Genomic DNA, 25,561 nt, shown 5'->3' on the forward strand with positions numbered 1-25,561 from the left:
CCCCATTCTTTTATTTTATAGATTCACAAATGCATTGTAGTAATGCTTCTACAGTGTACTCTTTCGGCATAATAACATGTGGAAAATAAAGGATCGCCTCTTTTTCCGTAATAGGCCCTATACAAGCAATTGTACAGTTTTTTGTCCATTCTCTCCAGTTTGTACCCTCAAGTAAACGAACAAAACTAGTAACAGTTGAAGGGCTTGTAAATGTAATAATGTCTACTTTCCCTACTTCTAACGCTACTATAAGCTCTTGCCTTTTCCCTACATTCTCTTTCGTACCATATACGATTAGCTCATCTAGAGAAACACCAATTTCGCGAAGTGCAACTGGAATTACATCTCTTGCTAAATTCCCTTTCGGAAATAAAATGCACTCGTTTCCACTTAGTCTTTTTACAAACTCTTCTGCAAATACTTCTGCAACAAATGCAGTTGGAACGAAGTCCACTTGATAGCCCCGCTTTTCTAACTCTAACCTTGTTTTCACGCCTACTGCAGCAATTTTAGTCTTTGCGGGTAGCTTCTTTCTCAAACTATCTAGAAAAAAAGCTACTCCATTTTTACTCGTAAAAATAACCCAGTCATACGAATGCAGTTGCCCTGCTATATGTTGAATTTGCCTATGAGACATACCTTCCATACGCAAAAGCGGAATTTCCAATGGAATTCCGCTCTTTTCTTTCACCGCTACACTCATTTGTTTCGCTTGATGCTGGGCACGTGTAATTAATACCGTTTTGCCAGCGAGAGCGTTCATATTTATTGTTGCCCCTTATTTGCAGCAAGAATGAGTTCTTTGGCGCCTTGTTTAATTAAGCGGTCCGCAGCCTCTAATCCTACTTCCTCTGGATTAGTTCCTACTACTGTCTCTTTCAATAAAATAGAACCGTCCATAGAACCGACAAGAGCTGTTAATTCGATTGCATCATTTTCTGTAAGAGTTGCATATCCAGCGATCGGAACTTGGCAGCCACCTTCAAGTTTATGAAGAAATACTCGTTCTGCCGCCACTGTTCTTTCTGTTACTGCATCATTCATATGCGCTAACAACTGTAGTAAATCCTTATCATCCTCACGGCATTCAATCGCTAATGCACCTTGTCCTACAGCAGGTACACATAACGTCTCATCTAAATGTTCTGTAATAACTTCATTATCCCAGCCCATTCTTTGTAATCCAGCTGTTGCTAAAATGATTGCATCGTAATCCTCTTCTTGTAATTTACGTAAACGTGTATCGATATTTCCTCGAATCCACTTCACTTGTAAATCTGGTCTCGCAGCTAATAATTGTGCACTGCGTCTTAAACTACTCGTACCTAAAATAGCGCCTTCTGCTAACTCTTCAAACGCTGCTCCGCTTTTTGAGATAAAAGCATCACGAGGGTCAACACGCTTCGGTGTACAACCAATCATTAATCCTTCTGGAAGTACGGCCGGCATATCTTTCATACTATGTACAGCCATATCAATTTCTTTCGTAAGTAACGCATGTTCAATCTCTTTAACAAACAAGCCTTTTCCGCCTACTTTTGAAAGAGTAACATCTAAAATAACATCACCTTTTGTGACGATTTCTTTCACTTCAAATTCATATGGTAAACCTAGTGCTTTTAACTGATCAATAAACCAGTTTGTTTGCGTTAATGCTAATTTACTCTTTCGTGACCCTACAATAATTTTGCGCATAATTCTCTCTCCTCATTATAAATACCAAAAGTGGAAGTTGGATAAACTGCTTAATAGAAAAATATTGATTAGCATTACGAGAAATGCTCCGATGTTCCACTGCACGATTTTCTTCCCTTGCAACACATCTGCCACTCGTAAATATAGGCCAGCACAATATACAAATAGAACGACAAAAGACCCAATCACTTTCGTATCATACCAATGGAAATTGTCCAATTTCGTATATCCCCATATGCATCCTAATAAAATAGCTAATAAGAAAAATGGAACAGAAAATAAATTTAATCCGTAAGACATCGATTCTAGCTTCGGTAAATTCCCTAACCTTCTTAATCTCGCATTCCATTTTTTCTTTTTTAATAGGCGATATTGCAATAAATACATAATAGAAAAAATGAACGATACAGTGAAAGTTGCATAAGAAATAATAGCCATACCGACATGTACATATACAAGTTCTGAAACTAATTGCTCTGCCAGTACCGGCGACATCTTTCCGAGCGGTGTAAAAATAGAAAAAGCGCTTACGCCAAATGCAACAACATTTGTAAAAAAGACTAGAAAGTCAATTCTCATAAATCGATTAATGACTAACGACATCGTAATCAATAGCCAAACATAAAAATAAATCCCTGATAATAAAGTTAATATAGGGTTCGTTTCTGAATCTGTAGCCCTAAGTAACATAAAGATAGACTGCAGAACCCATACAATCGAAAGTAACCAAAAAGCAAATCGGTTCGCCTTTCGGTTACTTTGGAAATAATCTATAAAATATAAACTAATGCTACAAGCATATAAAATAATTGCAATATGATAAATAATACTGTTATTTAAAAAACTCATCCGATCATCCTTCCAAATTATAAAGATGGAACGGATGGTGTCCACGCTCTTTTATGTTCTACTTCTTCCGCACAACTCTCTACATCTTCCATTTCTAAGTCGAAAATCTTTGCAAATAACGCTAATTTTTCGTCTGCTCCCTCTTCAGCAGCAATTTCTTTCGCTACTAAAATTGGGTCTTTTAATAATTGATTAATAATACTTTTCGTATGCTTACTAATTACTTTTCTCTCACGATCACTAAGATTCGGTATTTTTCGTTCCAAGCTTTCCATCGTTTCACTTTGGATAGCAAGTGCCTTATCACGAAGAGCTGCTATTAACGGAACAACACCAAGTGTACTTAACCACGTTTTAAATAAAACAATTTCCTCTTCAATCATAAATTGAATTTTCTCTGCTTCTTTCAAACGCTCAGCACGATTCGCTTCCACTACTCCTTGCAAATCATCAATGTCATATAAGAAAGAACCTTCTAGTTCATCAATCGCTGGATCAATATCACGTGGCACTGCAATATCCACCATAAATAACGGACGACCAGAGCGCATTCTCTCTACCTTTGTCATCATCTCTTTCGTAATGACATATTCAGATGCACCAGTTGAACTAATTAAAATATCTGCTTCTAATAATGCACATTGCAATTCACTTAAAGGCTTTGCATGTCCCATATATTTCTCAGCCATTACTTCCGCTTTCGTAAACGTCCTATTCATGACGGTTACTTTTCGAGCACCGCTTCCATATAAGTTTTGCAGTGCCAGTTCACCCATCTTACCAGCACCAAGAATAAGCACATGACAATCTGTTAACTCACCAAATATTTTCTTTCCGAGCTCAACAGCAGCATAGCTAACAGACATCGCACTTTCACCAATCGTCGTTTCTGAGTGCGCACGTTTCGCTAACGTAACCACCTGCTTAAACAACTCATTAAAAATTGTGCCTGTCGCTTTTACTTGTTGCGCTTCTAAAAAGCTATCTTTTATTTGGCCTAAAATCTGTGTTTCTCCAACTACCATAGAATCTAAACCGCACGTCACGCGGAATAAATGATCTATTGCACCGTCTTGTTCAAAAATAGTTAAATATGGTGCGACTTCTTCTATTTCAAGCTGAAACCAATCAGCTAAAAACTTCTTAATATAATACCGTCCCGTGTGTAATTGATCGACAACAGCGTAAATCTCAGTGCGATTACAAGTTGATACAATGACATTCTCTAACACGCTCTTTTGATTTTGTAATGTAGTCATTGCTTGCTCTAGCTCTGCTGCCTGAAATGTGAGTTTCTCACGAAATTCTACAGGGGCTGTTCGATAATTTACACTAACAACAAGAATATGCACGCAGCATGTCCCCCTTCACCCGTTTTATCACTTTATCTACTATCATAATACAACTTTCCTCTTATGAATCTGACAATCGTGTGAACAACCGATTATTTTTTATTTATTCTCCGTATGTAATAAAGGAGATTCAGTAAAACTAATAAAGACTTTCTACTTTATAATGATTATAAATTAATAACTCTATTTGTACGTTACCAAAAAAAGCACTCATAATCAAGTGATGGAAACTATTCCATATGAATTATAACATCATCTTTCCTATCTTCTTTCATCATGAAGAAAAATATGTATGATTGTTCCAAATTGTAGCACAAACTTTCTCAATACAATGTATTTGACATTGTATTTCTTTTTCGTTATATTGATTTTATAAAATTAAATTGTGCACAACTTAATTAGAAAGGAGTTATGTATGACAGAGAATTCTTTACATCTAGATAACCAACTTTGTTTTTCTATTTACGCCTGTTCTAAAGAAGTTACCCGCTTTTATCGACCATATTTAGAAGAGATGGGTATTACGTACCCTCAGTACATTACTTTACTCGTACTATGGGAGCAAGATGGACTAACAGTAAAAGAAATTGGAGAACGTCTATTTTTAGATTCCGGTACATTAACACCTATGTTAAAACGAATGGAATCATTAAAACTTGTAAAACGCGTTCGTTCCAAAGAAGATGAGCGCAAAGTTTATATTAAATTAACAGAACAAGGTAAAGATTTAAAAGAAAAGGCTTGTTCATTGCCGACAACAATGGCAACAAATTTAGGAATTACAGAACAAGAATATCGTTCTTTATTAATTCAATTAAATAAACTAATTGAAACAATGAAAACAATTAATGATAGAAAAGGGGAATAAACATGGATAAATTATATACTGCTTCAGTAACTGCTACAGGTGGAAGAAACGGAAAAGTAATTTCAGATGATGGCATATTAAATCTTGATGTAAAAATGCCGAAAGCACTAGGTGGTGCAGGCGGAGAGGCAACGAATCCAGAACAACTATTTGCTGCTGGCTATGCCGCTTGTTTTGATAGTGCATTACAACTTGTCATTCGTACAAAACGTGTGAAAGTAGAAAGTACAGAAGTAACTGCTCACGTTTCTATCGGAAAAGATACAGATGGTGGTTTCGGCCTATCTGCTGTACTTGATGTACATGTTGCTGGCGTCTCTCATGACGAAGCACAAGAACTTGTAGAAGCCGCTCACGGTGTATGTCCTTATTCAAAAGCAACAAGAGGTAATATTGAGGTTACATTAAACGTACGATAAAAAAATTTAGTAAATAAAAAAAACGCGCGACATTCGTCACGCGTTTTTTGTTTTTGTCATTCTATGAATTGCCTTCCACGCTTCTTCTTTTCCAAGTCCTGTTTCAGAAGAGAATAGAACGATTTCATCGCCAATTTCAACAGCAAGCGTTTCTTTTACAACTTTTAAATGCTTTTGCCATTTCCCTTTCGGAATTTTATCGGCTTTCGTCGCAATAATAATTGTTGGGATTTCATAATGCTTTAAGAAATCATACATCATCACGTCATCATTTGTTGGTTGATGACGTAAATCAACTACTAATACAGCTGCGTCTAATTGCTCACGTGTTGTAAAGTAAGTCTCAATCATCTTGCCCCATGCTGCGCGCTCTGTTTTAGATACTTTCGCATATCCATAACCTGGAACGTCAACAAAATGCATCATCTCATTGATCAAGAAAAAGTTCAACGTTTGCGTTTTCCCTGGTTTAGAAGAAATACGTACTAACTTTTTACGATTTAAAATTTTATTAATAAAGGAAGACTTCCCGACATTTGAACGACCTGCTAATGCAATTTCTGGTAAATCACTGTCTGGATATTGTTCTGGTTTAACAGCACTAATTACAATATCTGCTTTTGTTACTTTCATTGTTTCACTCCTACTAATGCGTGCTCCAATACTTCATCTAAATGAGATGCAAGCACAAACGTAAGGTTTTCTTTTACGCTTTCTGGAATATCATCTAAATCTTTCTCGTTTTCTGCTGGCAAAATAATTTTTGTTAAGCCTGCGCGGTGAGCACTTAATGTTTTTTCTTTTAAACCACCAATTGGTAATACACGACCACGAAGTGTAATTTCACCTGTCATCCCCACTTCTTTACTTACAGGAATACCTGTTAGTGCAGAAATAAGTGCCGTTGCCATCGTAATACCTGCTGACGGTCCATCTTTTGGAACTGCTCCTTCTGGAACATGAATATGAATATCATTTTTCTCATGGAAATTCGGATCAATCTGAAGTTCTTCTGCACGAGAACGAATATAGCTAAACGCTGCTTGTGCGGATTCTTTCATAACATCCCCAAGTTTCCCTGTTAAAATTAATTTCCCTTTACCTGGCGCTACAGACACTTCAATCGCAAGTGTATCACCGCCTGCTGCTGTATACGCTAACCCTGTTGCCATACCAACTTGGTCTGTTTTTTCAGCTTGCCCATAACGGAATATGTGCTTACCAAGTAAATCAACAATGTTTTTCTCTGTTACTACAATACGCTTACGTTCTGCTGTAACGATAATTTTTGCTGCTTTACGACAAACTTTTGCAATTTGACGCTCTAGCGTACGAACACCGGCCTCACGTGTATAATAACGAATAATTTCAAGAAGCGCTTCATCACGTACTTGTAAATTACCTTTTCGTAAGCCATGCTCTTTTAATTGTTTCGGCAATAAATGTTCACGGGCAATGTGAACTTTTTCAAGTTCTGTATAGCCAGCAATTGAAATAATTTCCATACGGTCAAGCAACGGACCTGGAACACTTGAAAGTGTATTCGCAGTTGCTACAAACATAACTTTCGATAGATCATACGGTTCTTCAATGTAGTGATCACTGAAGTTATGGTTTTGTTCTGGGTCTAACACTTCAAGTAATGCCGCTGATGGATCTCCACGGAAGTCGTTAGACATTTTATCAATCTCATCTAATAAAAAGACTGGATTAACTGTTTTCGCCTTTTTCATACCTTGAATAATGCGTCCTGGCATCGCTCCAACATACGTACGACGGTGACCACGGATTTCAGATTCATCACGTACACCACCAAGGGATACACGGACAAAATTACGATTTAATGATGTTGCAATCGAACGCGCTAACGATGTTTTCCCGACCCCAGGAGGTCCTACTAAGCAAAGGATAGGTCCTTTTAATGAATTCGTTAACTTCTGCACAGCTAAATATTCAAGTACGCGCTCTTTTACTTTCTCAAGCCCGTAATGATCTTTGTTCAAAATCTCTTCAGAATGAGTAAGATCAATCATATCTTCTGTCGCTTCTGTCCACGGAAGTGCTAATAACCAATCCATATAATTACGAATAACACCGCTCTCCGCAGAACTTGCTGGTAACTTTTCATAACGGTCTAATTCTTTCAGTGCAGCCTTCATTGTTTCTTCAGGCATTCCTGATTGTTCAATTTTCTCACGAAGTTCTTCAACTTCCCCGCCCTTACCTTCTTTATCACCAAGTTCAGTTTGAATCGCCTTCATTTGCTCACGTAAGAAATATTCTTTTTGCGTGCGCTCCATTGAACGTTTCACTTTTTGTCCAATTTTCTTTTCTAAACTAAGTAACTCTTGTTCATCTTGAATAATTGAAATAAGTGTATGTAATCGTTCCTTCACAGATACAATCTCTAATATTTCTTGTTTCTGCTTCGTTTTAATCGGCAAGTGAGAAGCAATTAAATCAGCTAATCTTCCTGGCTCTTCCACATCAGTTACCGTTGCAAATGTTTCATTTGAAACTTTTTTCGAAACTTTAATATATTGTTCGAAATGCTCCAGTAATGTACGCATAAGAGCTTTCTCTTCTAGATCATCTTCCACTTCTTCCGTTACCGTTTTGATAGAAACCTGCACTACATTATCTTCTTCGATAAACTCTACTACTTCAGCTCTATGTAAACCCTCTACAAGGACACGAAGCGTACCGTTCGGCAATTTTAACATTTGCTTCACTTTCGCCACTGTACCTACACTATATATGTCATCTTCTTTCGGATCATCGATATTCATTTCTTTTTGCATCGCTAAAAAGATGATATTTTCATCCATTGCCGCCTGCTCTAGTGCTTGTATCGATTTATCACGTCCTACATCAAGATGCAGAACCATCGTTGGATATACGAGAACGCCTCTTAATGGTAGGAGGGGTACGATTCTTTCATTCGTATTCATACTAGACATAGCACCTCCATAATAAATTAAACTCCTGTTCAACTATTTTATATTACAATACATCTAGATGCAATTGCAGAGATTTTCCGCAATTGTAAATCCCTCGTTTTTTCTCCCTTTTAAAAAGGAAAAAAGACTCCGCTTAAGCATACAAACTTAAACGAAGTCTGGCAAATTTTATTATCGCTCATTCTCACATTGATTGTGCATCTGTTTCGTCTACAGTAGTATGTATATCAAGGTCTCGATGCATATTTTCCTGCATAAATGTTAGCTCAAATACTTCTTTTAACTTACGAACAGGAATGATTTCAATTCCTTTTATTGTATACAAAAACGGTTGCATGTTTTCAGCAGGAATGATGACTTTCTTAGCACCTGCTTTTTTCGCGGCTTTTATTTTTGCGTACACACCACCAATAGGTTTCACTTCCCCGTGTATACTTATCTCACCGGTCATCGCTACTTCATTATTCACATACGTACGATGCACCGCTGAATATACACCTGTTGCCATAGCAATACCTGCCGAAGGCCCATCAATTGGGATACCACCTGGAAAATTAATATGTATATCGTAACCTTCTGGCAACACATCTAGAGAACGAAGTACTGTTAATACATTATCTACAGAACCTTTCGCCATACTTTTACGGCGAATGGATTTCGTTTGACTACCAATACTTTCCTCTTCCACAATCCCGGTAACATTTACCGACCCTTTATCTTTCGCCTTGATTGCTGTTACTTCAATTTCTAATAACGCGCCTGTATTTGGTCCGTATACAGCAAGTCCATTTACAAGACCGATTCTCGGAATAGGATAAATACGTTTTTCATATTTCGGTGTAAGTTGACTAGAGTGAACAACCCACTCTATATCCTCATCTTTAATGAAAGAACGTTCTTCATTTATTGCCATACCAGTAGAAATTTGTACAAGGTTAATCGCTTCTCGTCCATTTCTTGCATACATCCCAATCATTTCAACACCATTTTTACCTATTCGCATTTCCACTTTATCAGCTGCATTCTTCGCTACTTTTTGAATCTCTTCTGTATCTAACTCACGGAAAAACACTTCTAAACAGCGTGACCGAATAGCAGGAGGAATCTCCTCTGGCGAACGTGTCGTCGCCCCAACTAAGCGAAAATCGGCTGGCAAACCTTTTTGAAAAATATCATGTATATACGTTGGAATCATAGAATTTTCTTCACTATAGTACGCACTTTCCAAAAATACTTTCCGATCTTCTAGCACCTTTAACATTTTGTTCATTTGAATTGGATGTAATTCACCAATCTCATCAATGAACAAAATACCACCATGCGCATCTGTTACAGCCCCTTTTTTCGGCTGTGGGATACCCGCTTGCCCCATTGCACCTGCCCCTTGATAAATCGGATCATGGACTGAACCAATTAATGGGTCTGCAATACCACGTTCATCAAATCTTGCTGTCGTCGCATCAAGTTCGATAAATGTTGCATTCGTACGAAATGGAGATTTCGGATTGCGTTTCGCTTCTTCCAATACAAGACGTGCTGCCGCTGTCTTCCCGACACCTGGCGGACCATATATAATTACATGTTGCGGATTTGGACCACAAAGAGCCGCTTTTAACGACTTAATCCCGTCCTCTTGCCCTACAATATCTAAAAAGGATGTAGGACGTACCTTCTCCGCAAGCGGCTCTGTTAAAGAAATCTCACGCATTTTACGAAGCTGTTCTAATTCTTTTTTCGATTCTCGATCAATTGAAACTTTTTGTGTTCGCTGATTTCGAAGTAAATGCCAAAAATACAATCCGACAATTACACCAAAAACAAGTTGAACAAGTAAAAATATATTTGTCCAGCTCATAATTTATTTCCTCCCGCAATGTTTTATCATTTAGTATTTCCGCGGAGGAACATAGCTAAACATAAAGAAAAACAGCAATTATAAAAATTGCTGTTTCTTCTTCGCACTATGCAGATGTTTTTGTATCAAGTACAGTACCATCTTGTAACACCAATTTCGGTGGTTCATTATCAGCTACTGTTTCTTTCGTCAGAATACACTTCTCGATATCTTTGCGAGATGGAAGTTCGAACATTACATCAAGCATTAAGCCTTCAATAATAGAACGAAGTCCACGAGCACCTGTTTTACGTTCAATTGCTTTTTTCGCAATCTCAACTAGTGCACCTTCTTCAAACTCTAACTCAACATCGTCAAGCTCCAATAATTTTTGGAATTGCTTAACAAGTGCATTTTTCGGTTTCGTTAAAATATCTACAAGAGCATCTTCATCAAGCGGCTCTAGGTTCGCAATAACTGGAAGACGACCGATAAACTCCGGAATTAAACCGAATCTTAAAAGATCCTCTGGTAAAACGTGAGATAAAACATGCTTCTCATTTACATCAGCATTTTTCTTCTCAGCACCAAATCCAATTACTTTCTCACCAAGGCGACGTTTAATAATTGGCTCAATGCCATCAAACGCTCCACCACAAATGAATAGGATGTTCGTTGTATCAATTTGAATGAACTCTTGATGCGGATGCTTACGACCACCTTGAGGTGGAACGCTCGCTACAGTACCTTCTAAAATTTTCAGAAGTGCCTGCTGTACACCTTCACCAGATACATCACGTGTAATTGATGGATTTTCGGACTTACGTGCCACTTTATCAATCTCATCAATATAAATGATTCCTTTTTCCGCTTTCTCTACATCATAATCAGCTGCTTGGATTAATTTTAGTAAGATGTTTTCTACATCTTCCCCTACATAACCAGCTTCTGTTAAAGATGTTGCGTCCGCGATTGCAAATGGAACATTTAAAATACGCGCTAATGTTTGTGCCAATAATGTTTTACCACTACCAGTTGGCCCAATAAGTGAAATATTACTCTTCGCTAATTCTACATCATCAATTTTACTGTTAGAATTAATGCGTTTGTAATGGTTATATACCGCTACCGCTAGTGCTTTTTTCGCGTTATCTTGTCCGATGACATACTCATCTAAGATTTCACGAATTTCTACCGGTTTCGGTACATCTTTGAATTCTACTTCTTCGTCCTTCGCAAGCTCCTCTTGTACAATTTCAGTACAAAGTTCGATACACTCGTCACAAATGTAAACACCTGGACCTGCAACTAACTTTCGAACTTGCGTTTGTGTTTTACCACAGAAAGAACATTTTAATTGACCTTTTTCATCATTAAATTTAAACATATTTTCACACCCCTTACAAAGTGCTAACCTCTTGCCTTCGTATGTACACGATAAATGTATCGTATGTAAATACATATTATGTCACTACGTGGCGAGAAATACAAATAATATGACTAGTTATGTACAAATAAAAAAATTTTAAAACTTTTGAAATATGTATATTCGACTTGTAAAGGAAGTTTTCCTTCTTCATCGAAAAGTTTTATAAATATATTTCTATATTTATAAAACAAGGCACGATTAAAATCGCGCCTTGTTATTTTATTATGCAGCGTTGTCTACTAAGAAGTCTACAGCTTTACGCACTTTAAGGTCTTCAGATAAAGCGTCTACGCTTCCAAGAGCTTGCTTGATAGCGTCTACTGGCATACCGTACATTTCAGCCATTTTTTCAACTTCTGCAGTTACTTCTTCTTCAGTAACTTCGATGTTTTCAGCTTCAATGATAGCTTCAAGAACAAGATTGATTCTTACGCGTTTTTGAGCGTCTTCTTTCATTTGCTCTTTTAACTTGTCAGCGTCAGTACCTGTGAATTGGTAGTAAAGCTCAAGGTTCATACCTTGTTGGCTTAAACGTTGCTCGAATTCACGAACCATACGATCTAACTCAGTGTCGATCATAGCTTCTGGAATCTCGATTTCAGCGTTAGCAGCAGCTAATTCTACTACTTCGTCACGTACTTTGTGCTCAGCTTCGTGCTTTTTGCCTTCTTCTAAGTTTGTACGAAGTTTTGTTTTTAATTCATCAAGAGTTGCAACTTCTTCGTCAGCTTCTTTAGCGAACTCGTCGTTTAACTCAGGAAGTTCTTTTGTTTTGATTTCGTGAATTGTTACTTTGAATGTAGCTGGTTTACCAGCTAATTCAGCAGCGTGGTACTCTTCTGGGAATGATACTTCAACTTCTTTAGAATCACCAGATTTAAGACCAATTACTTGCTCTTCGAAACCAGGGATGAAAGTACCAGAACCGATTGCAAGAGAATAGTTTTCGCCTTTTCCGCCTTCAAATGCTTCGCCATCAACGAAACCTTCGAAGTCGATTACAGCTGTATCACCGTTTTCAACAGTTCCTTCTTCTTTAACAACTAGTTCAGCTTGACGCTCTTGTAAAGATTTTAATTCGTTCTCTACATCTTCGTCAGTTACAGTTGTTTCAACTTTTTCTACTGCTAAACCTTTGTACTCACCTAATTTAACTTCAGGTTTCACTGTAACTTTTGCAGTGAAGATAAGGTTAGCATTTTTTTCGAACTTCTCGATGTTGATTTCAGGATGATCAACTGGGAAGATACCAGCTTCATCGATCGCTTCACCGTATGCTTTTGGTAAGATGATATCTAAAGCATCTTGGTATAAAGATTCGATACCAAAGCGTTGTTCGAATAACGGACGAGGCATTTTCCCTTTACGGAAACCTGGTACGTTAATTGTTTGTACTACTTTTTTGAACGCAGCGTCGATAGAGTTGTTTACTTCTTTAGCATCAACTTCGATTGTTAAAACGCCTACGTTACCTTCTAATTTTTCCCATTTTGCAGCCATTTATTCTTTCCCTCCAACTATAATAATGTATGCACATACCTCTATAGATTAAAATCTTCATTATCTCTTTTTTGAAATAACAAAAGTACAAATAATCCTCTAGCAAAAGCTTTCAGATATAATGTTCCAATCTACTAATTGCCTAAAAGACAACTACGGTATATTTTGTTCGAGAATAATATGAAACATATTAAGTAAGAGAATTACACTTCTCTTCTCTTACAAACAGGCAGATTTCTGCCTTTTGCAACCCTTACATTATAACATAGAATATGCTCGTTTCAAGAACCGAACGATTCTTTTTCATAATTATACGGGCAAATATCCTTCTCTTTCAACACGTAATAACCATTGATAGGCAATATGAAACTCTTCTAATTCAATATTATACGCTGTCATAAGCTCTTCTTCATCAATAGTCAATCCGAAACGCTTTCTTCCAATTCTCTCTAAAACAGCAGCCCAAATCTCCACTTTATCCATTAATAGAGCGAATGGGAAAACGCTAATTCGCAATTCTTTCCAATATGTAACCATCGCATCAAATATATCGGGATAATTTTGCTCTAATCGGCTTGATAATGTATGTATAATGTTATTGGATTGCTCCTCATTATGACCTGTAAATGCTGGAATCACCTTGATCGTATTTCCAAACTTTTCTACCTCTATCTCTTCTTCTATTTGATTTTCTATCATTTTATATAAAATAGAAGTTTTCAAATAAGGGTGCTGTTTTTCGTCTATTAAAAATTTCTTTAAAATAGGTAATGCAAGATCCAAGTCTTTTAACGAAAGTTGCTGAATCGCTCTTAGCTTTTGCCCAAAGTTTTCTCCAAACATTTCATTAGTAAACTCATCCAATTCAAAATTCGAATCGACTAGTGACGCATCTACTTCACTTAACATACCTTCTGCAAATAAAGCGAGCTGTGCTAATTTTTCCTTTTGCTCAGGCATTACATCTTTCGTTTGCAAAACCTTTTCAACGATTTCAATGACACCTTCATAATCATTTGTTTGAACTAAAATCGTCACATATGTTTCAAGAATATCACCAAATAATACAGCTCCTGTTTCAAGTAACTGTTCACATTTGTCTTTCGCTTCTTCCATATGTTTTAATTCTAACAAACAAATAACAGAAGCGAGTTCCGTTTGTTCCGTTTCTGCATTATACTGACGTAATATTTCAAAGCAGCGCAATGCATCTTCGAATTTCCGCTCTTTCAGTGCTAAAAAACCTTCATCAATATATCGCTCTGATAGTTGTGGAAACAATACGACCGTATTTTCTTTTTTATCCATACGTCCGCCTCTTTTTCTAGATTTTAATTATCTTTAAAGTAAATATATCAAATGAGTAATAAGAACACAACATCCCAAAACCCTTTGTTTGAAATATGGAAATATTTAATTTTTATATTTCGATATAAACAAATCCTTACTAAAAATTAAAAATGTACAAATAAAAATCCTCAGCAATTAAAGCAGAGGATTCATCATTAATGGAAAGCTTTTATAATAGTGGGGTATATAACAAGGGTAATAATTTGGAGAACAATAATTGCCATAACAATCATGCTAAAATAGAAGATTGGTTTACTTCGCTTCATTAAAAACATAATAATAAGCATCGTACAAGCAAACAAACTTAAGAAGAACAAACTCGTTGTCGAACTAAGTATACCGCTCGGGACAAAGAACAATAACACTACACTACAAGTACCTATAATTCCAAATAACCATTCCATTCATTCACTCATTCCCTTTCCCTCTCATGGCAGTTTTTTTACTAAGCGATTAAATGTTTTACAACATCAACTACATACGTTAATTTCTCATATGCTACAAATCCAAAAGCAACTGTTAAACCCGTTACGATTAACCCTTTCATCATTTCTTCCTCCTCGTTTTATCGTTGTTACCTTCATTATAGAGGATTAGCAATTTGTTACCATCGAACTTCCTTACAGTTACCTTACAGAATTGTAAGATTTCAAAATGGATAGAAAAAAACCTCATATTACTTGAGAGGTTTTCACGGAATTTCTCTATAATTACTTGCAAAATTAACTTTTTTCTCTTGATTATTTTTCGGAGAATCCACTCTTAAACTGATAGATTTACTAAATAACTTAGGGTTGAAATAATTATTCGTTACTTTTCTTAACTTACCTTCATATATTTTCGTATTACAAGAAAACAACCGATGAAAATCATGTTAATATATTTTTATACAATTAAGAATTTATTTTACAAGGGGGATTATGTATGTTTAAAAAAATGGCTGCAGATGTATTAGGGCTAAGCGATGTAGGTTCTGTCATTACACCGAAAGATTACGATAAAGTTGATGCTGATGATTACGTGATGCATGAAGATGGGGAGAAAATTTATTTTCTAATCAAATCAAAATCAGATGAATATTGTTTCACAAACAAAGGATTAATCCACCTAGATGGTACAAGCGCAACAAGTAAAAAACGTACACTACGCCGCTTTAGTTATAGTAAGTATCAAATTAAAAACGTAGCACTTGAAACTGCAGGAACGATTGATTTAGACGTAGAAATTAAGTTCCAGATGGGAGATGAGCATTATTCAATTGATGTTCATAAAAAACATATTGAAGAATTAAAAGATTTATATAAGGCTTTACTTAAAATAGAAGAAATTTCATACGACAACGATATTACATTGCAGTATGCACATAAAAGTCTAGATATGGCATCTAACGCTTTCAGCCGTATTTCAAACGCACAAGTAAATTTAGCAGAACAATTTAAAGAAATGAACGAGATCGCCTTTAACTGGCTCGTTGATACGAAGAAACAATATAACGTGAAAGATTATGGTTTTGTCTTTGAGAAGTTTATTAATAATTAATTTAAAACAAACAAAAAACCTTGTTATCAAAAGATAACAAGGTTTTCTTAGCGTCCCAAGAGAGGTTCGAACTCTCGGCCCGCTCATTTCCGTACTATTTTATATATTTTGATCGCAGTCTTAATATATCTTCTCCTTCACGAATGCCTGCCGATCCCTTCCTCACATTTTTTACGACAGTCCAATCTGGGTTAGTTTCATCACCGATGTTCTGTACTGTAAAGTTGCCATCACCATATTTCCGGTGACCTTCTGCCAATTTCTCCGTTAAATCATTCTCATTTGATCTCGCCATCTTTGCGCCATCTCCCTTTTTTATACAACCTTCTTAAACTGTCCAACCAATCACACGTCCAGTCAATTGGAGATTCTCGTTTTCCGCTTCTATTAATTGTAACACACTGTCGGGGATAAGTTCCGATAACGGCTGCTTAATCGTACTAGAATGGTAAAAAGTTTTATAACATTCTAAGTGAACAATTGGGATAATATAGATATGAAGTTTCCTCATAAGCCTATTGATTCTTTAAATTAAACAAGAGAAATAGGGCGCATAAATAGCGCTCTTTCTTAATGCACTTTAATCTGTTGTATATAATAATTATCATATGTTACTTTATATTTTTTACACCTCTTGCACATACATCAATTTTTAAACAAACAAAAAACCTTGTTATCAAAAGATAACAAGGTTTTTTTAGCGTCCCAGGAGAGATTCGAACTCCCGACCGTACGCTTAGAAGGCGTATGCTCTATCCGGCTGAGCTACTGGGACATGGAGCGGGTGAAGAGAATCGAACTCTCGACCAGAGCTTGGAAGGCTCTTGTTTTACCACTAAACTACACCCGCATATTTTATTTTATTTTCCTTCGTTAGCGCTGTTGCCCTATCGACAATATTTATTATATGCATAACCATACATAAAGTCAACACCTTTTTTAAAAGAGGATAATTTTTCTTATCCTCTTTTAAAAACTGCTTGTTCAACTAGTTGTCCGTCTAATGTTTCAAAACGAACTTCCATTTGATTTTCATCCATTTCTAATAAAGCAAATGTCTTTTCTACACGCTGACGTGGCAATAAAATACTGCCTGGATTAATAAATAAAACGCCATCGATTAATTCTGCACCTAATACGTGAGAGTGTCCGAAGCATGCAACTTGCGCCCCTACCTCTTCCGCATGGTACGCTAATGTTTGTAATGTCATTTTCACGTTATGACGATGTCCGTGCACAACTACGAAACGAATGCCATCTACATCAGTTACAATTTCATCTTGAAAGTTAGCATAATCACAGTTCCCTTTTACAACATGGAAACCTTGCAGCTCTTCATGAGCAGGCGTTAGCTCTGAATCACCGCAATGAATCATGACATCTACTTTTCCTTCATAGTTTTCTTTCAACTGCTGTAATTCCTTCACGGAGCTATGACTATCGCTTACGATTAAAGCTTTCATCAATCTCTCTCCCTTATTCTCCTAAAAACCATTCAGGGATTTTTTCTTCTAGCTTACGAAGAGCACGTCCACGGTGGCTAATGGCATTTTTCTCATCTGAACTTAGTTCCGCCATCGCTCTTTTATATTCTTCCACATAAAAAATCGGATCATATCCAAAGCCGTTTTCCCCACGGCGCTGCTCTAAAATATACCCTTCGCACGTCCCGTTTACAATGACAGGCTTTTTATCACCTTCAGGGAAAGCCACTGCTAATGCACAGTAGAAACGAGCTTTACGCTTTTCAAACGCTATTTCATTTAATTCTTGTAACACTTTATCAATATTCGCTTGATCATCTTTCGGCTCTCCAGCAAAACGAGCTGAATACACGCCCGGTTTTCCATTTAAAGCATCTACAATAAGACCTGAATCATCCGCGATTACGATCGCATTCAGCTGTCTACTCAGACTATCCGCTTTTAAGATTGCATTTTCTTCAAATGTTTCACCAGTTTCTTCGACTTCTTCAATATAAGGAAAATCGTGCAATGATTTGACTTCTAAATCAAATCGCTCAAATAACTCAGCAAATTCACGTACTTTCCCCATATTTTTTGTCGCTACAACAACTTGTTTCATACTTTCCACCTCTACTCTATATGAGATACGATGTCACCTAGCGCTTCTTTTTGCATGTCGATTAGTTGGAAGATACCTTGTTCCGCAGCATCAAGTAATTCATTTAACTGCGCTCTGCTAAACGTCGCCTCTTCTCCAGTTCCTTGCACTTCAACAAACTGACCTTTTCCAGTCATAATTACGTTCATATCAACGTCTGCTTTAGAATCTTCTGCGTAGTTTAAATCTAAAACAACACCTTGCTCTTCAACAATTCCTACTGACGTTGCTGCTAAATAATCTTTTACTGGAATTTTAGATACTTTTTCTGCTTGTAATAACTTCTCAAATGCTAATACCATTGCTACATATGCACCTGTAATAGAAGCAGTTCTCGTTCCACCATCCGCTTGAATAACATCACAATCAATCCAAACCGTTCTCTCACCAAGTGCTTCTAAGTCAACTACCGCACGTAATGCTCGTCCAATTAAGCGCTGGATTTCCATTGTACGTCCTGTTACTTTCCCTTTACTTGATTCCCTAATTGTACGTTGTTCTGTTGCACGTGGAATCATCGCATATTCAGCTGTTACCCAGCCCTTTCCTTCTCCACGCATAAACGGTGGGACACGCTCTTCAATTGTCGCCGAGCAAATTACCTTTGTATCCCCAACCTCAATTAATACTGATCCCTCTGGATGTTTTAAATAATTCGTATGAATATGTATATGGCGTAATTCTGTTTTCTCTCTACCATCTACTCGCATAAAAATAACCTCCTCATAACTACTTGTTAGTATAGCCAAATTTAAATGTATGATATGTATACAATAAAAGAAGAGGAACCCAAAAAGCAATTCCCCTTTCTTACTTAAGTATATCAAATTATTGAAGATTAAAAACTACCTGTATTCACGTTTTCTGGACGATCGACAGGTTTTATTAACTTTCCGCCCTTTTCATCTATAAGATTCGCTTTACCATTTACTTCAATAGAAACACTTTTCACGCCTTTCTTTTCTGTTAAAGATAAAACTAACGACTTCAATACGTAATTTGAAACCATATTTTTATCTGGGTTTATAAATATATTTTCATTAAAGTTTAATGTAAGATTTCCATCTTGTAACTTCGGATTCGTAATCAACTTAACTCCTGGATTAAAATCATTCAGAAGCGATTGATGAATCGGTCCTTTTACAAGTTCATCTATAATTGCTGCATAATCATTTTCTTTTCCTTCTACAACGCGGCGTGTTACTGGTACGTAGTATTGCTGCTTATTATTATTTTGTGCCATAAAATAAAGTGTAACCGGTTTTGTATTTGTTACATCCGCTACTTGTTCATCATCGAAGTTGATACCGTTAGCACGGCTCACCCCTTCACCAATCGGTGTACCACCAACAGGCATCTTTGCCAATTTCTCACCATTTATTTGGAACTGCACTTGTTTTATTTCTTTAAATTGCGTCAACGTCCAGGCTATTGACTCAACCATCTGACGCTCTTCCTCTTTTGCATAGTTTTTCATTTCTTTAGAGAAATCAATGACTGCCGTCCCATCTTTTTTCAAATTTAGGGTCATCGACGTATTCGCTGGAATGACTGCACGGAACCCATTCGGTAATACATTCGTTACCGGTCCATCTTTCACAAGGTACTCTAACGTTTGCTGAATAACCTCATTTGCTTTCGGAGTAGGTATAGCTAGCGTTTGAGGTACAACATAGCCATTTTTATCAACAAGGTATAGTTCTCTATTCACCATTTGCCCTTGCTTAACTTTCTTAGATACTTCTTTCTTTCCACCCTCTGTATACGTAACTTGTTTTGGCGGATCAATTTGTTCCGTTGCTTTCTCCTGATTTATAAAGCCACACCCTGTTAGTAAAACAGCGCTCACAGTAGCACCAACAACCCATTTAAAAGTGGATTTAGGCATGCCATTCCCCCCTAAAATCTAAGTTTGTACTATTATGTATACGAGCTGTTTCACTTTTTAGAACAAGCTGTGCTTCCTATAAACAAAAAAACTCCTGATTTCTCAGGAGCTCACTTATACGAATTCTACTATTATTCTTTTTCTAAATAAATATGTTTTACATTTTCAATCGGTTGACCGAACCATTTTGATGCAATTTCTTTAAATAGGCCTATTTTTCCTGTCGTTAAGAAGAGATGATCACTTTGTTCCTCTCCCTCATTCAACATTTTACTATGGTATAAAATTGTACTTACTTCGCGCGCTGTTTCATCACCTGAACTAATGAGTTGTACTTTATCTCCCATTACTTTTTTAATAACAGGACCTAAAATTGGATAATGTGTACAACCTAAAATAAGTGTATCAATATCAGTATTTTTCAGCGGTTGCAACGTTTCTCGTACAACTTCATACGCCATTTCACTTTCAAAATTCCCACTCTCTACAAGCTCAACGAAAGGCGGACACGCTAAACTTTCTACCATAACACGGTTATTAATAGACTTTAGCGCTTCTTCGTATGCACCACTTTTCACCGTTCCAATCGTTCCAATAATCCCAACATGATACGTGTTTGTCACTTTTAAAGCTGTACGTGATCCTGGGTGAATAACTCCTACCACTGGAATTGGTAATTGTTTCTGCATCTCTTCTAATACAACCGCAGTTGCTGTATTACACGCAATAACTAACATTTTGATATTTAAATCTAGTAAATGCTCCGTCATTTCCCACGTAAATTGACGCACTTCTTCTCGAGAACGTGGACCATAAGGGCAACGTGCCGTATCCCCTAAATATATAATACGCTCTTTCGGCAACTGACGAATTAATTCCTTCGCTACTGTTAAACCGCCAACTCCTGAATCGATAACACCGATTGCTCTATTCAACTTCATCACCCGTTTTCTCATTCATCATCTTATTTTATCATTATATTTTACACACTTTAAGTTCGCTAACTTAAACTGCTTCTGTATGAAAATTTTCATTTGTACCTGTATAGACTAGGACCTTTTTTATTTTGCTCCTTTTTTTCATAATTTGCAACACAGAAAAATAACCGACCTTCTATATGAAAGTCGGTTTCTTCTATAATAAAGTGCGTATTTATTGCTCCATCTTTTTTTGGAAAGAAGACATTCCTATTAATAAGAAGAGATGAGCAGAAATTAAAGCGAGCACCTTTTCTATAATTTATTTACAGCTCTTCTTATAGCTTTCCCTATTTCCATACTAGACTGCGGGTTTTGCCCTGTAATTAAACGCCCATCTACTACTACATGCGGTGTGAAATTTGGAGCAACATAAAACAAAGCTCCTTCTTCTTTCAATTTACTTTCTAATAAAAACGGCACTCGCTTTTCTAAATGCACAGCTTTTTCCTCATCGTTTGTATAACCTGTTATACGCTTACCAGCAACAAAAAACGAGCCATCTTTATTTTTCACACCGACTAAAGAACTTACTCCGTGACAAACAGCCGCTACAATCCGGTTATTGTTGTACATATTCTCAATCAAATTTGCAACATATGGATTACCTGGAAAATCTACAATTGCCCCGTGCCCACCACCAAATAAAACCGCATCATAATCCGAAAAATGAACCGTCGAGATCGGCTTCGTATTTTGCAATAAAGAAGCGACATACTTAAATTCACGAGGTATCCCGTTCGGAATAGACACTCTATCAATAGGTACTTTACCGCCCTTTATCGACACAATATCAACATCGAACTTAGCTTTTTTAAATACATTATAAGGAGCTGCGAGCTCTTCCAGCCACAAACCAGTCGGGTGTCCATTCATATCATGAGCGCTTGTTGAAACTAACAATATCCTTTTCAACATATCCCCTCCTTACTACCTATTTATGTATGGAGTGTTCTTATCATTCATATAGCAAGCGAAAAAAACGATAACAACAAGCTGACCTTTTGTATAAAAGTCAACTTGTTGTTATCGTTTGAATTCTTTCGTACGAAGATTTTCACAACCTTATAACTTTTATCTCCAACGCCACGCAATCGTGTTATCCTCCATATGAATAGCAGGTATATCAATCCCTAAATACCGCTGATTATCCTCATCAAAAACAGACCAATTTCCTTCATATAAAAATTCAGGATCTATGCTTTCAAAATCAAATCCACTATCTTCGTCTACCATCTCACGAAAATATTTTTGGAACGGTTTACTATTTTCATATAGACGAATTGTTCCATACATCCATGGCATGTCTCCAAAAACATCTTTAATTTCACCTATCTCCATATCCTTAAAATACAACTTCATATTTGCACCTTCTTATTTGTGAATGACAAAGATACCTACCCTGAATGCCTCATCATGTTCTAAAGTAGTTATTCTTAACGTTTCTTTCTTAAACATATCTTCCTTTTCAAAGTCTGAAATACCTTTTTAAGTTCAAAATATAAACAGAAAAATAGCCGACTCTTCATATAAAAGTCGGCTTTCTTTTTATAGTTCGAGCTCTCCCATGCGAAGAAGCTCAACAACTGCTTGTGAACGTCCTTTAACTCCTAGCTTTTGCATTGCGTTTGAGATGTGGTTGCGTACTGTTTTTTCACTGATAAAAAGTTCACCTGCAATTTCCTTCGTTGTTTTATCTTGAACCAGTAATTCAAATACTTCTCTCTCTCTCTTTGTGAGTAACGGTTTAGATTGATACGCTTTTTCCTTCAACTGGTATAAACCTCCTTGCTTAAGCCAGAGCCGTGTATGTGTAAGTTGGGTGTTTATTTAGTCAAGATATTGTATGAACGAAATGTGCGGGTGGTGAATGAAAATAGGCTTTATTTCACATGTTATTTTAGACTTTTATACAGTGCAGACACTCTTTGTATCCACTCACTTTTCATTACGCCATATTTGTTCTAGTAATATGCTGACAACTGTACCTACGAACAAACCATTTCCGAATATATATTGCATAACAGACGGCAGTGATTGGAGTGCTCCAGACGGTAAAAACATAACACCGCTTCCAAATAATACAGAAACTCCTAAAACCGTTACATTCCTTTCGCTCATTGGCACTTGTTTTATATTATGAAACCCAATTCCAATTAACTGTACGAACGAAGCCATTAAAACCGCAGATGCGACAGCGGGTGGTAACGATGCTAAGTAACGAATAATATTTGGAAGCAACGACATTACGACTAGTAACAAACATGCTAGTAAGAACGATCGTATATATTTTTGTTTCGTTAAACGTATAAATCCTGCCGTTGCTGGTAACGGCACGACACCTACAGTTGAAAATACAGAAGAAATGATATGCGAAATCCCTCCAACCCACGTACCACCCTTCAACTGTTTTTGTTCAATAGTCCCCTTTTGAATGGTAGCTTGATTAATTGCTATAATAGCTGCCACTGTATTTGAAACTAAAATACATACCATAACAAAACTGGATACAGCCATACCTGTATTCCACTTTGGAAGTCCCCAAGCAAATATTTGCGGAAGTTGCACAAAATGAGTTACTTGAGATGGAATCGTCATTTTTCCTGCAATGAGAAAAAGAATCCACCCACTAATTAATCCTATTAAAACCGCATAACTTTTGACAAAACCTTTTCCGAAGTTAGATAGTATAATAACGAAAAGAAATATGCTAAACGCAATTATCGCTGTAAATCCATCGATTTGAGAAACAGTAGCAGTAATTCCTAGCATTCCTTTTAGAAATACACCGCTTAATTGTAAACATAATAAAAGTAAAAACGTCCCTGTCACAAGCGGCGTGAATAAAAATAAAATACGTCCGATAAAACCAGTGACTCCTAATCCTATTAAAATAACACCGGAAATTATCATTCCTAATTCTAAAGTTTGCAACGTACTATGTAATTGATCTTGCCCGGCCGTTGCATAAGCAAGTACGGTAAATACTCCAACCCACGATCCAGCTGGTCCATCCGCAATTGGTAGTCTATGTCCAAGCCACCCTTGTAAAAAAGAAGATATACCAACTACAAAAAACGTACGCTGCATTAAATAAAATATTTCTTCCGTTGTAAGATGAAATAATCCGCCAACGACAATTGGTAGTGCGATTGAATTCGCTAATAAAAATATAAACCATTGCAAAGTTCCCATAATATGATTTTGGTTATGTTGATTGTCCAAATTTTTCATCCTTTCTAGCTTCCCTATAAGAAATATATTGCAAGCATAACAAAGAAGGGTTCTACACTCACAATTAGAACCCTCCTCAAAACATTTACACGATTCTTTTACACAAGATTATTTAATTCCACCTCATTTAAACTTCCAACAACAATATTCCCTTTATGCACGACTAAACGTTTCTCTGTTTGACGCGCTACCGCTTCAGCAGTACATGTTGCATTCGTCAAAACAAAACTCGCTTCATCTCCTATATTCGGCCATGCTCGCTTCCCTTCATTGTTTAACGTTTCTTTTCCTCCCGTAATAAAGCGAAGGGCTTTTCCTAAAGACCTTTCGTCACTCCAGCCAAAACGTTCCGCTAATCGATTTGCCTTTTGCAGCATATCACCTGTGCCAAACGGTGACCAATGATCAGTAATACTATCATTTCCTAATGAAACTTTCACACCTTTTTTATCTAATAACGGAATTGGGATTACTTGTTTCCCAATTGGCACCGTTGAAGTAATATCAATATTTAAAGCAGCTAGTCTTTCCGCCACTTCTTCAACTTCTTTATCCGTAACACCACCAAGTCCAAGTGCATGACTAATTGTTACGCGACCTTGCCATCCCGCTTCTTCTGTTAAACTTGCCAATCGCTTCATCGTAAACGTCCCAAGATTATTCGCATCATGCAGATGAATATCAACATCCGCATTAAATTCTACTGCGATATCCATAATGGTATGTAATGATTTTTCAATATCATTATCCACTGTAGCTGGATCCACTCCACCGACTAGATGCGCACCCATACGCATCGCATCTTTCACAAGTTGTACAGAATTACTACGCAATAATCCATGTTGCGGAAAAGCAACAATTCTACCAGAAACCTGATTTTTATACGTTTCCAACGCCGCTAACGTCGCCTCCAAATTACCAAGTCCAATAATCGGATCAACATTACAATGCGTTCTTATATTCGTTGCACCATTTCGAAGCAATAACGCTAACATATTTTCCGCCCTATCTTGAGCAGTTGCTAATTGCTTCGGCAGAATTTTTTCTTCTTCATTAAAACGCGTAAAAATATTCTCTGCTGGCATACAAGCTTTCCAAGGGCCACTATAATATGTCTTATCAATATGAATATGCATCTCTTCGAAAGCTGGCAAAATCAATAAACGATTAGCATCAAGAATTAATACTCCTTCCTCTTGAACAGCCCCTGCTATCATTTTTTTAATTCGTCCATCTTCAATGAGTAAACTACATAACTCTGTTTCTGTTTGGGAAATTCTCCCCTCTTCATATGTATACCCCGATTCAAGCATTACATTAGTCAGCCAATATACTGTCATCTCTATTTCCCCCACCCTTTATTAAAAGTTACCTCTTACTATAATTTTAATATCAACTGAAAATTAAGACAATTAATACGACTGTTCCCTAAAAAAAATGTAATACAACGGCATAGTCTTCTCATAAATTTCCATATAGAATAGAAGTATATAGCTTGCTATAAAGTGAAACTTTGATCAGTGGGGGGCATCCCCCCCACTGA

Annotated in this window: 26 protein-coding genes and 2 tRNA genes; 3 read left to right on the forward strand and 25 right to left on the reverse strand. The window is 36.8% G+C overall.

What is annotated here, in order from left to right:
* Positions 1-10: 10 nt before the first annotated feature.
* From hemD to hemA, 4 genes are read right to left on the reverse strand one after another with little or no spacing between them, the layout of a single operon-like run.
* Positions 11-763, reverse strand: a complete 753-nt coding sequence (gene hemD, locus ACLBWW_RS03905; RefSeq protein WP_048541352.1) for a uroporphyrinogen-III synthase — start codon at positions 761-763, stop codon at positions 11-13.
* A 2-nt stretch (positions 764-765) separates the two neighbouring features.
* Complete coding sequence (hemC, locus tag ACLBWW_RS03910; RefSeq protein WP_048541350.1) at positions 766-1,695, reverse strand: hydroxymethylbilane synthase; 930 nt, start codon at positions 1,693-1,695, stop codon at positions 766-768.
* 15 nt (positions 1,696-1,710) lie between these two features.
* On the reverse strand, positions 1,711-2,544 hold the full coding sequence (locus tag ACLBWW_RS03915; protein WP_000008998.1) for a cytochrome c biogenesis protein: 834 nt from the start codon (positions 2,542-2,544) through the stop codon (positions 1,711-1,713).
* 17 nt (positions 2,545-2,561) lie between these two features.
* A complete protein-coding gene (gene hemA / locus ACLBWW_RS03920) occupies positions 2,562-3,896 on the reverse strand; it encodes a glutamyl-tRNA reductase (protein ID WP_048541348.1) in 1,335 nt (444 codons plus the stop codon).
* 415 nt (positions 3,897-4,311) lie between these two features.
* Here hemA and ACLBWW_RS03925 point away from each other — a divergent pair, with 415 nt between their 5' ends.
* Both ACLBWW_RS03925 and ACLBWW_RS03930 read left to right on the forward strand, forming a co-directional pair.
* A complete protein-coding gene (locus ACLBWW_RS03925) occupies positions 4,312-4,764 on the forward strand; it encodes a MarR family winged helix-turn-helix transcriptional regulator (RefSeq protein ID WP_048541346.1) in 453 nt (150 codons plus the stop codon).
* 2 nt (positions 4,765-4,766) lie between these two features.
* Positions 4,767-5,183, forward strand: coding sequence for an organic hydroperoxide resistance protein (locus ACLBWW_RS03930; RefSeq protein ID WP_048541345.1), 417 nt, complete (start codon positions 4,767-4,769; stop codon positions 5,181-5,183).
* A gap of 36 nt (positions 5,184-5,219) precedes the next feature.
* On the opposite strand, the gene ysxC is transcribed toward ACLBWW_RS03930, so the two are convergent.
* From ysxC to ACLBWW_RS03965, 7 genes are all read right to left on the reverse strand, one after another.
* A complete protein-coding gene (gene ysxC, locus ACLBWW_RS03935) occupies positions 5,220-5,816 on the reverse strand; it encodes a ribosome biogenesis GTP-binding protein YsxC (protein WP_000869124.1) in 597 nt (198 codons plus the stop codon).
* A complete protein-coding gene (gene lon / locus ACLBWW_RS03940) occupies positions 5,813-8,143 on the reverse strand; it encodes an endopeptidase La (protein WP_098131725.1) in 2,331 nt (776 codons plus the stop codon). Before lon ends, ysxC begins: the two co-directional genes overlap by 4 nt.
* 184 nt (positions 8,144-8,327) lie before the next feature.
* Positions 8,328-9,998 carry an ATP-dependent protease LonB gene (lonB, locus tag ACLBWW_RS03945; RefSeq protein WP_447613909.1) on the reverse strand — a complete coding sequence of 557 codons (1,671 nt, stop codon included), beginning with the start codon at positions 9,996-9,998 and terminating at the stop codon, positions 8,328-8,330.
* A 106-nt stretch (positions 9,999-10,104) separates the two neighbouring features.
* Positions 10,105-11,364: an ATP-dependent protease ATP-binding subunit ClpX gene (gene clpX / locus ACLBWW_RS03950; protein ID WP_000472285.1), complete on the reverse strand. Its 1,260-nt coding sequence runs from the start codon at positions 11,362-11,364 to the stop codon at positions 10,105-10,107.
* A 264-nt stretch (positions 11,365-11,628) separates the two neighbouring features.
* Positions 11,629-12,906 (reverse strand): trigger factor, encoded by a 1,278-nt coding sequence (gene tig, locus ACLBWW_RS03955; RefSeq protein WP_000729261.1) that lies wholly within the window; start codon positions 12,904-12,906, stop codon positions 11,629-11,631.
* Between the two features lie 309 nt (positions 12,907-13,215).
* Positions 13,216-14,214, reverse strand: coding sequence for a hypothetical protein (locus ACLBWW_RS03960; protein ID WP_447613910.1), 999 nt, complete (start codon positions 14,212-14,214; stop codon positions 13,216-13,218).
* Positions 14,215-14,411: 197 nt separating this feature from the next.
* Positions 14,412-14,660: a hypothetical protein gene (locus tag ACLBWW_RS03965; protein ID WP_001983650.1), complete on the reverse strand. Its 249-nt coding sequence runs from the start codon at positions 14,658-14,660 to the stop codon at positions 14,412-14,414.
* Positions 14,661-15,180: 520 nt separating this feature from the next.
* On the opposite strand from ACLBWW_RS03965, the gene ACLBWW_RS03970 reads away from it, so the two are divergent.
* Entirely contained in the window at positions 15,181-15,795 is a 615-nt protein-coding gene (locus tag ACLBWW_RS03970) for a PH domain-containing protein (protein WP_000473869.1), read from the forward strand.
* Between the two features lie 94 nt (positions 15,796-15,889).
* Here ACLBWW_RS03970 and ACLBWW_RS03975 read toward each other — a convergent pair whose 3' ends face one another.
* From ACLBWW_RS03975 to ACLBWW_RS04040, 14 genes are all read right to left on the reverse strand, one after another.
* Entirely contained in the window at positions 15,890-16,090 is a 201-nt protein-coding gene (locus ACLBWW_RS03975) for a hypothetical protein (protein WP_000124458.1), read from the reverse strand.
* Between the two features lie 33 nt (positions 16,091-16,123).
* Positions 16,124-16,306 carry a hypothetical protein gene (locus ACLBWW_RS03980; protein WP_088110404.1) on the reverse strand — a complete coding sequence of 61 codons (183 nt, stop codon included), beginning with the start codon at positions 16,304-16,306 and terminating at the stop codon, positions 16,124-16,126.
* 190 nt (positions 16,307-16,496) lie between these two features.
* Positions 16,497-16,570: transfer RNA gene (locus ACLBWW_RS03985), tRNA-Arg, on the reverse strand.
* A gap of 1 nt (position 16,571) precedes the next feature.
* Positions 16,572-16,645 (reverse strand) — tRNA-Gly (locus tag ACLBWW_RS03990).
* A gap of 109 nt (positions 16,646-16,754) precedes the next feature.
* Positions 16,755-17,258, reverse strand: coding sequence for a metallophosphoesterase (locus tag ACLBWW_RS03995; protein WP_000645521.1), 504 nt, complete (start codon positions 17,256-17,258; stop codon positions 16,755-16,757).
* A 13-nt stretch (positions 17,259-17,271) separates the two neighbouring features.
* A complete protein-coding gene (locus ACLBWW_RS04000) occupies positions 17,272-17,880 on the reverse strand; it encodes an XTP/dITP diphosphatase (protein WP_048541335.1) in 609 nt (202 codons plus the stop codon).
* 11 nt (positions 17,881-17,891) lie between these two features.
* The gene (rph, locus tag ACLBWW_RS04005; protein WP_001261765.1) at positions 17,892-18,629 is read right to left on the reverse strand and encodes a ribonuclease PH; all 738 of its coding nucleotides are present in this window, start codon (positions 18,627-18,629) and stop codon (positions 17,892-17,894) included.
* A gap of 128 nt (positions 18,630-18,757) precedes the next feature.
* A complete protein-coding gene (gerM, locus tag ACLBWW_RS04010) occupies positions 18,758-19,807 on the reverse strand; it encodes a spore germination protein GerM (RefSeq protein ID WP_048541332.1) in 1,050 nt (349 codons plus the stop codon).
* A gap of 131 nt (positions 19,808-19,938) precedes the next feature.
* Positions 19,939-20,748: a glutamate racemase gene (gene racE, locus ACLBWW_RS04015; protein WP_000774001.1), complete on the reverse strand. Its 810-nt coding sequence runs from the start codon at positions 20,746-20,748 to the stop codon at positions 19,939-19,941.
* Between the two features lie 291 nt (positions 20,749-21,039).
* The gene (locus ACLBWW_RS04020) at positions 21,040-21,702 is read right to left on the reverse strand and encodes a type 1 glutamine amidotransferase domain-containing protein (RefSeq protein ID WP_048541330.1); all 663 of its coding nucleotides are present in this window, start codon (positions 21,700-21,702) and stop codon (positions 21,040-21,042) included.
* A gap of 156 nt (positions 21,703-21,858) precedes the next feature.
* A complete protein-coding gene (locus ACLBWW_RS04025; protein ID WP_048541328.1) occupies positions 21,859-22,146 on the reverse strand; it encodes a hypothetical protein in 288 nt (95 codons plus the stop codon).
* Between the two features lie 186 nt (positions 22,147-22,332).
* Positions 22,333-22,557 (reverse strand): spore germination transcription factor GerE, encoded by a 225-nt coding sequence (gene gerE / locus ACLBWW_RS04030; protein WP_000659484.1) that lies wholly within the window; start codon positions 22,555-22,557, stop codon positions 22,333-22,335.
* Between the two features lie 165 nt (positions 22,558-22,722).
* A complete protein-coding gene (locus ACLBWW_RS04035; RefSeq protein ID WP_048541294.1) occupies positions 22,723-24,018 on the reverse strand; it encodes a purine/pyrimidine permease in 1,296 nt (431 codons plus the stop codon).
* Between the two features lie 98 nt (positions 24,019-24,116).
* Positions 24,117-25,358 (reverse strand): amidohydrolase family protein, encoded by a 1,242-nt coding sequence (locus tag ACLBWW_RS04040; protein WP_048541292.1) that lies wholly within the window; start codon positions 25,356-25,358, stop codon positions 24,117-24,119.
* Positions 25,359-25,561: the final 203 nt, after the last annotated feature.

This window comes from Bacillus sp. M5A3_1b, from assembly GCF_053345335.1.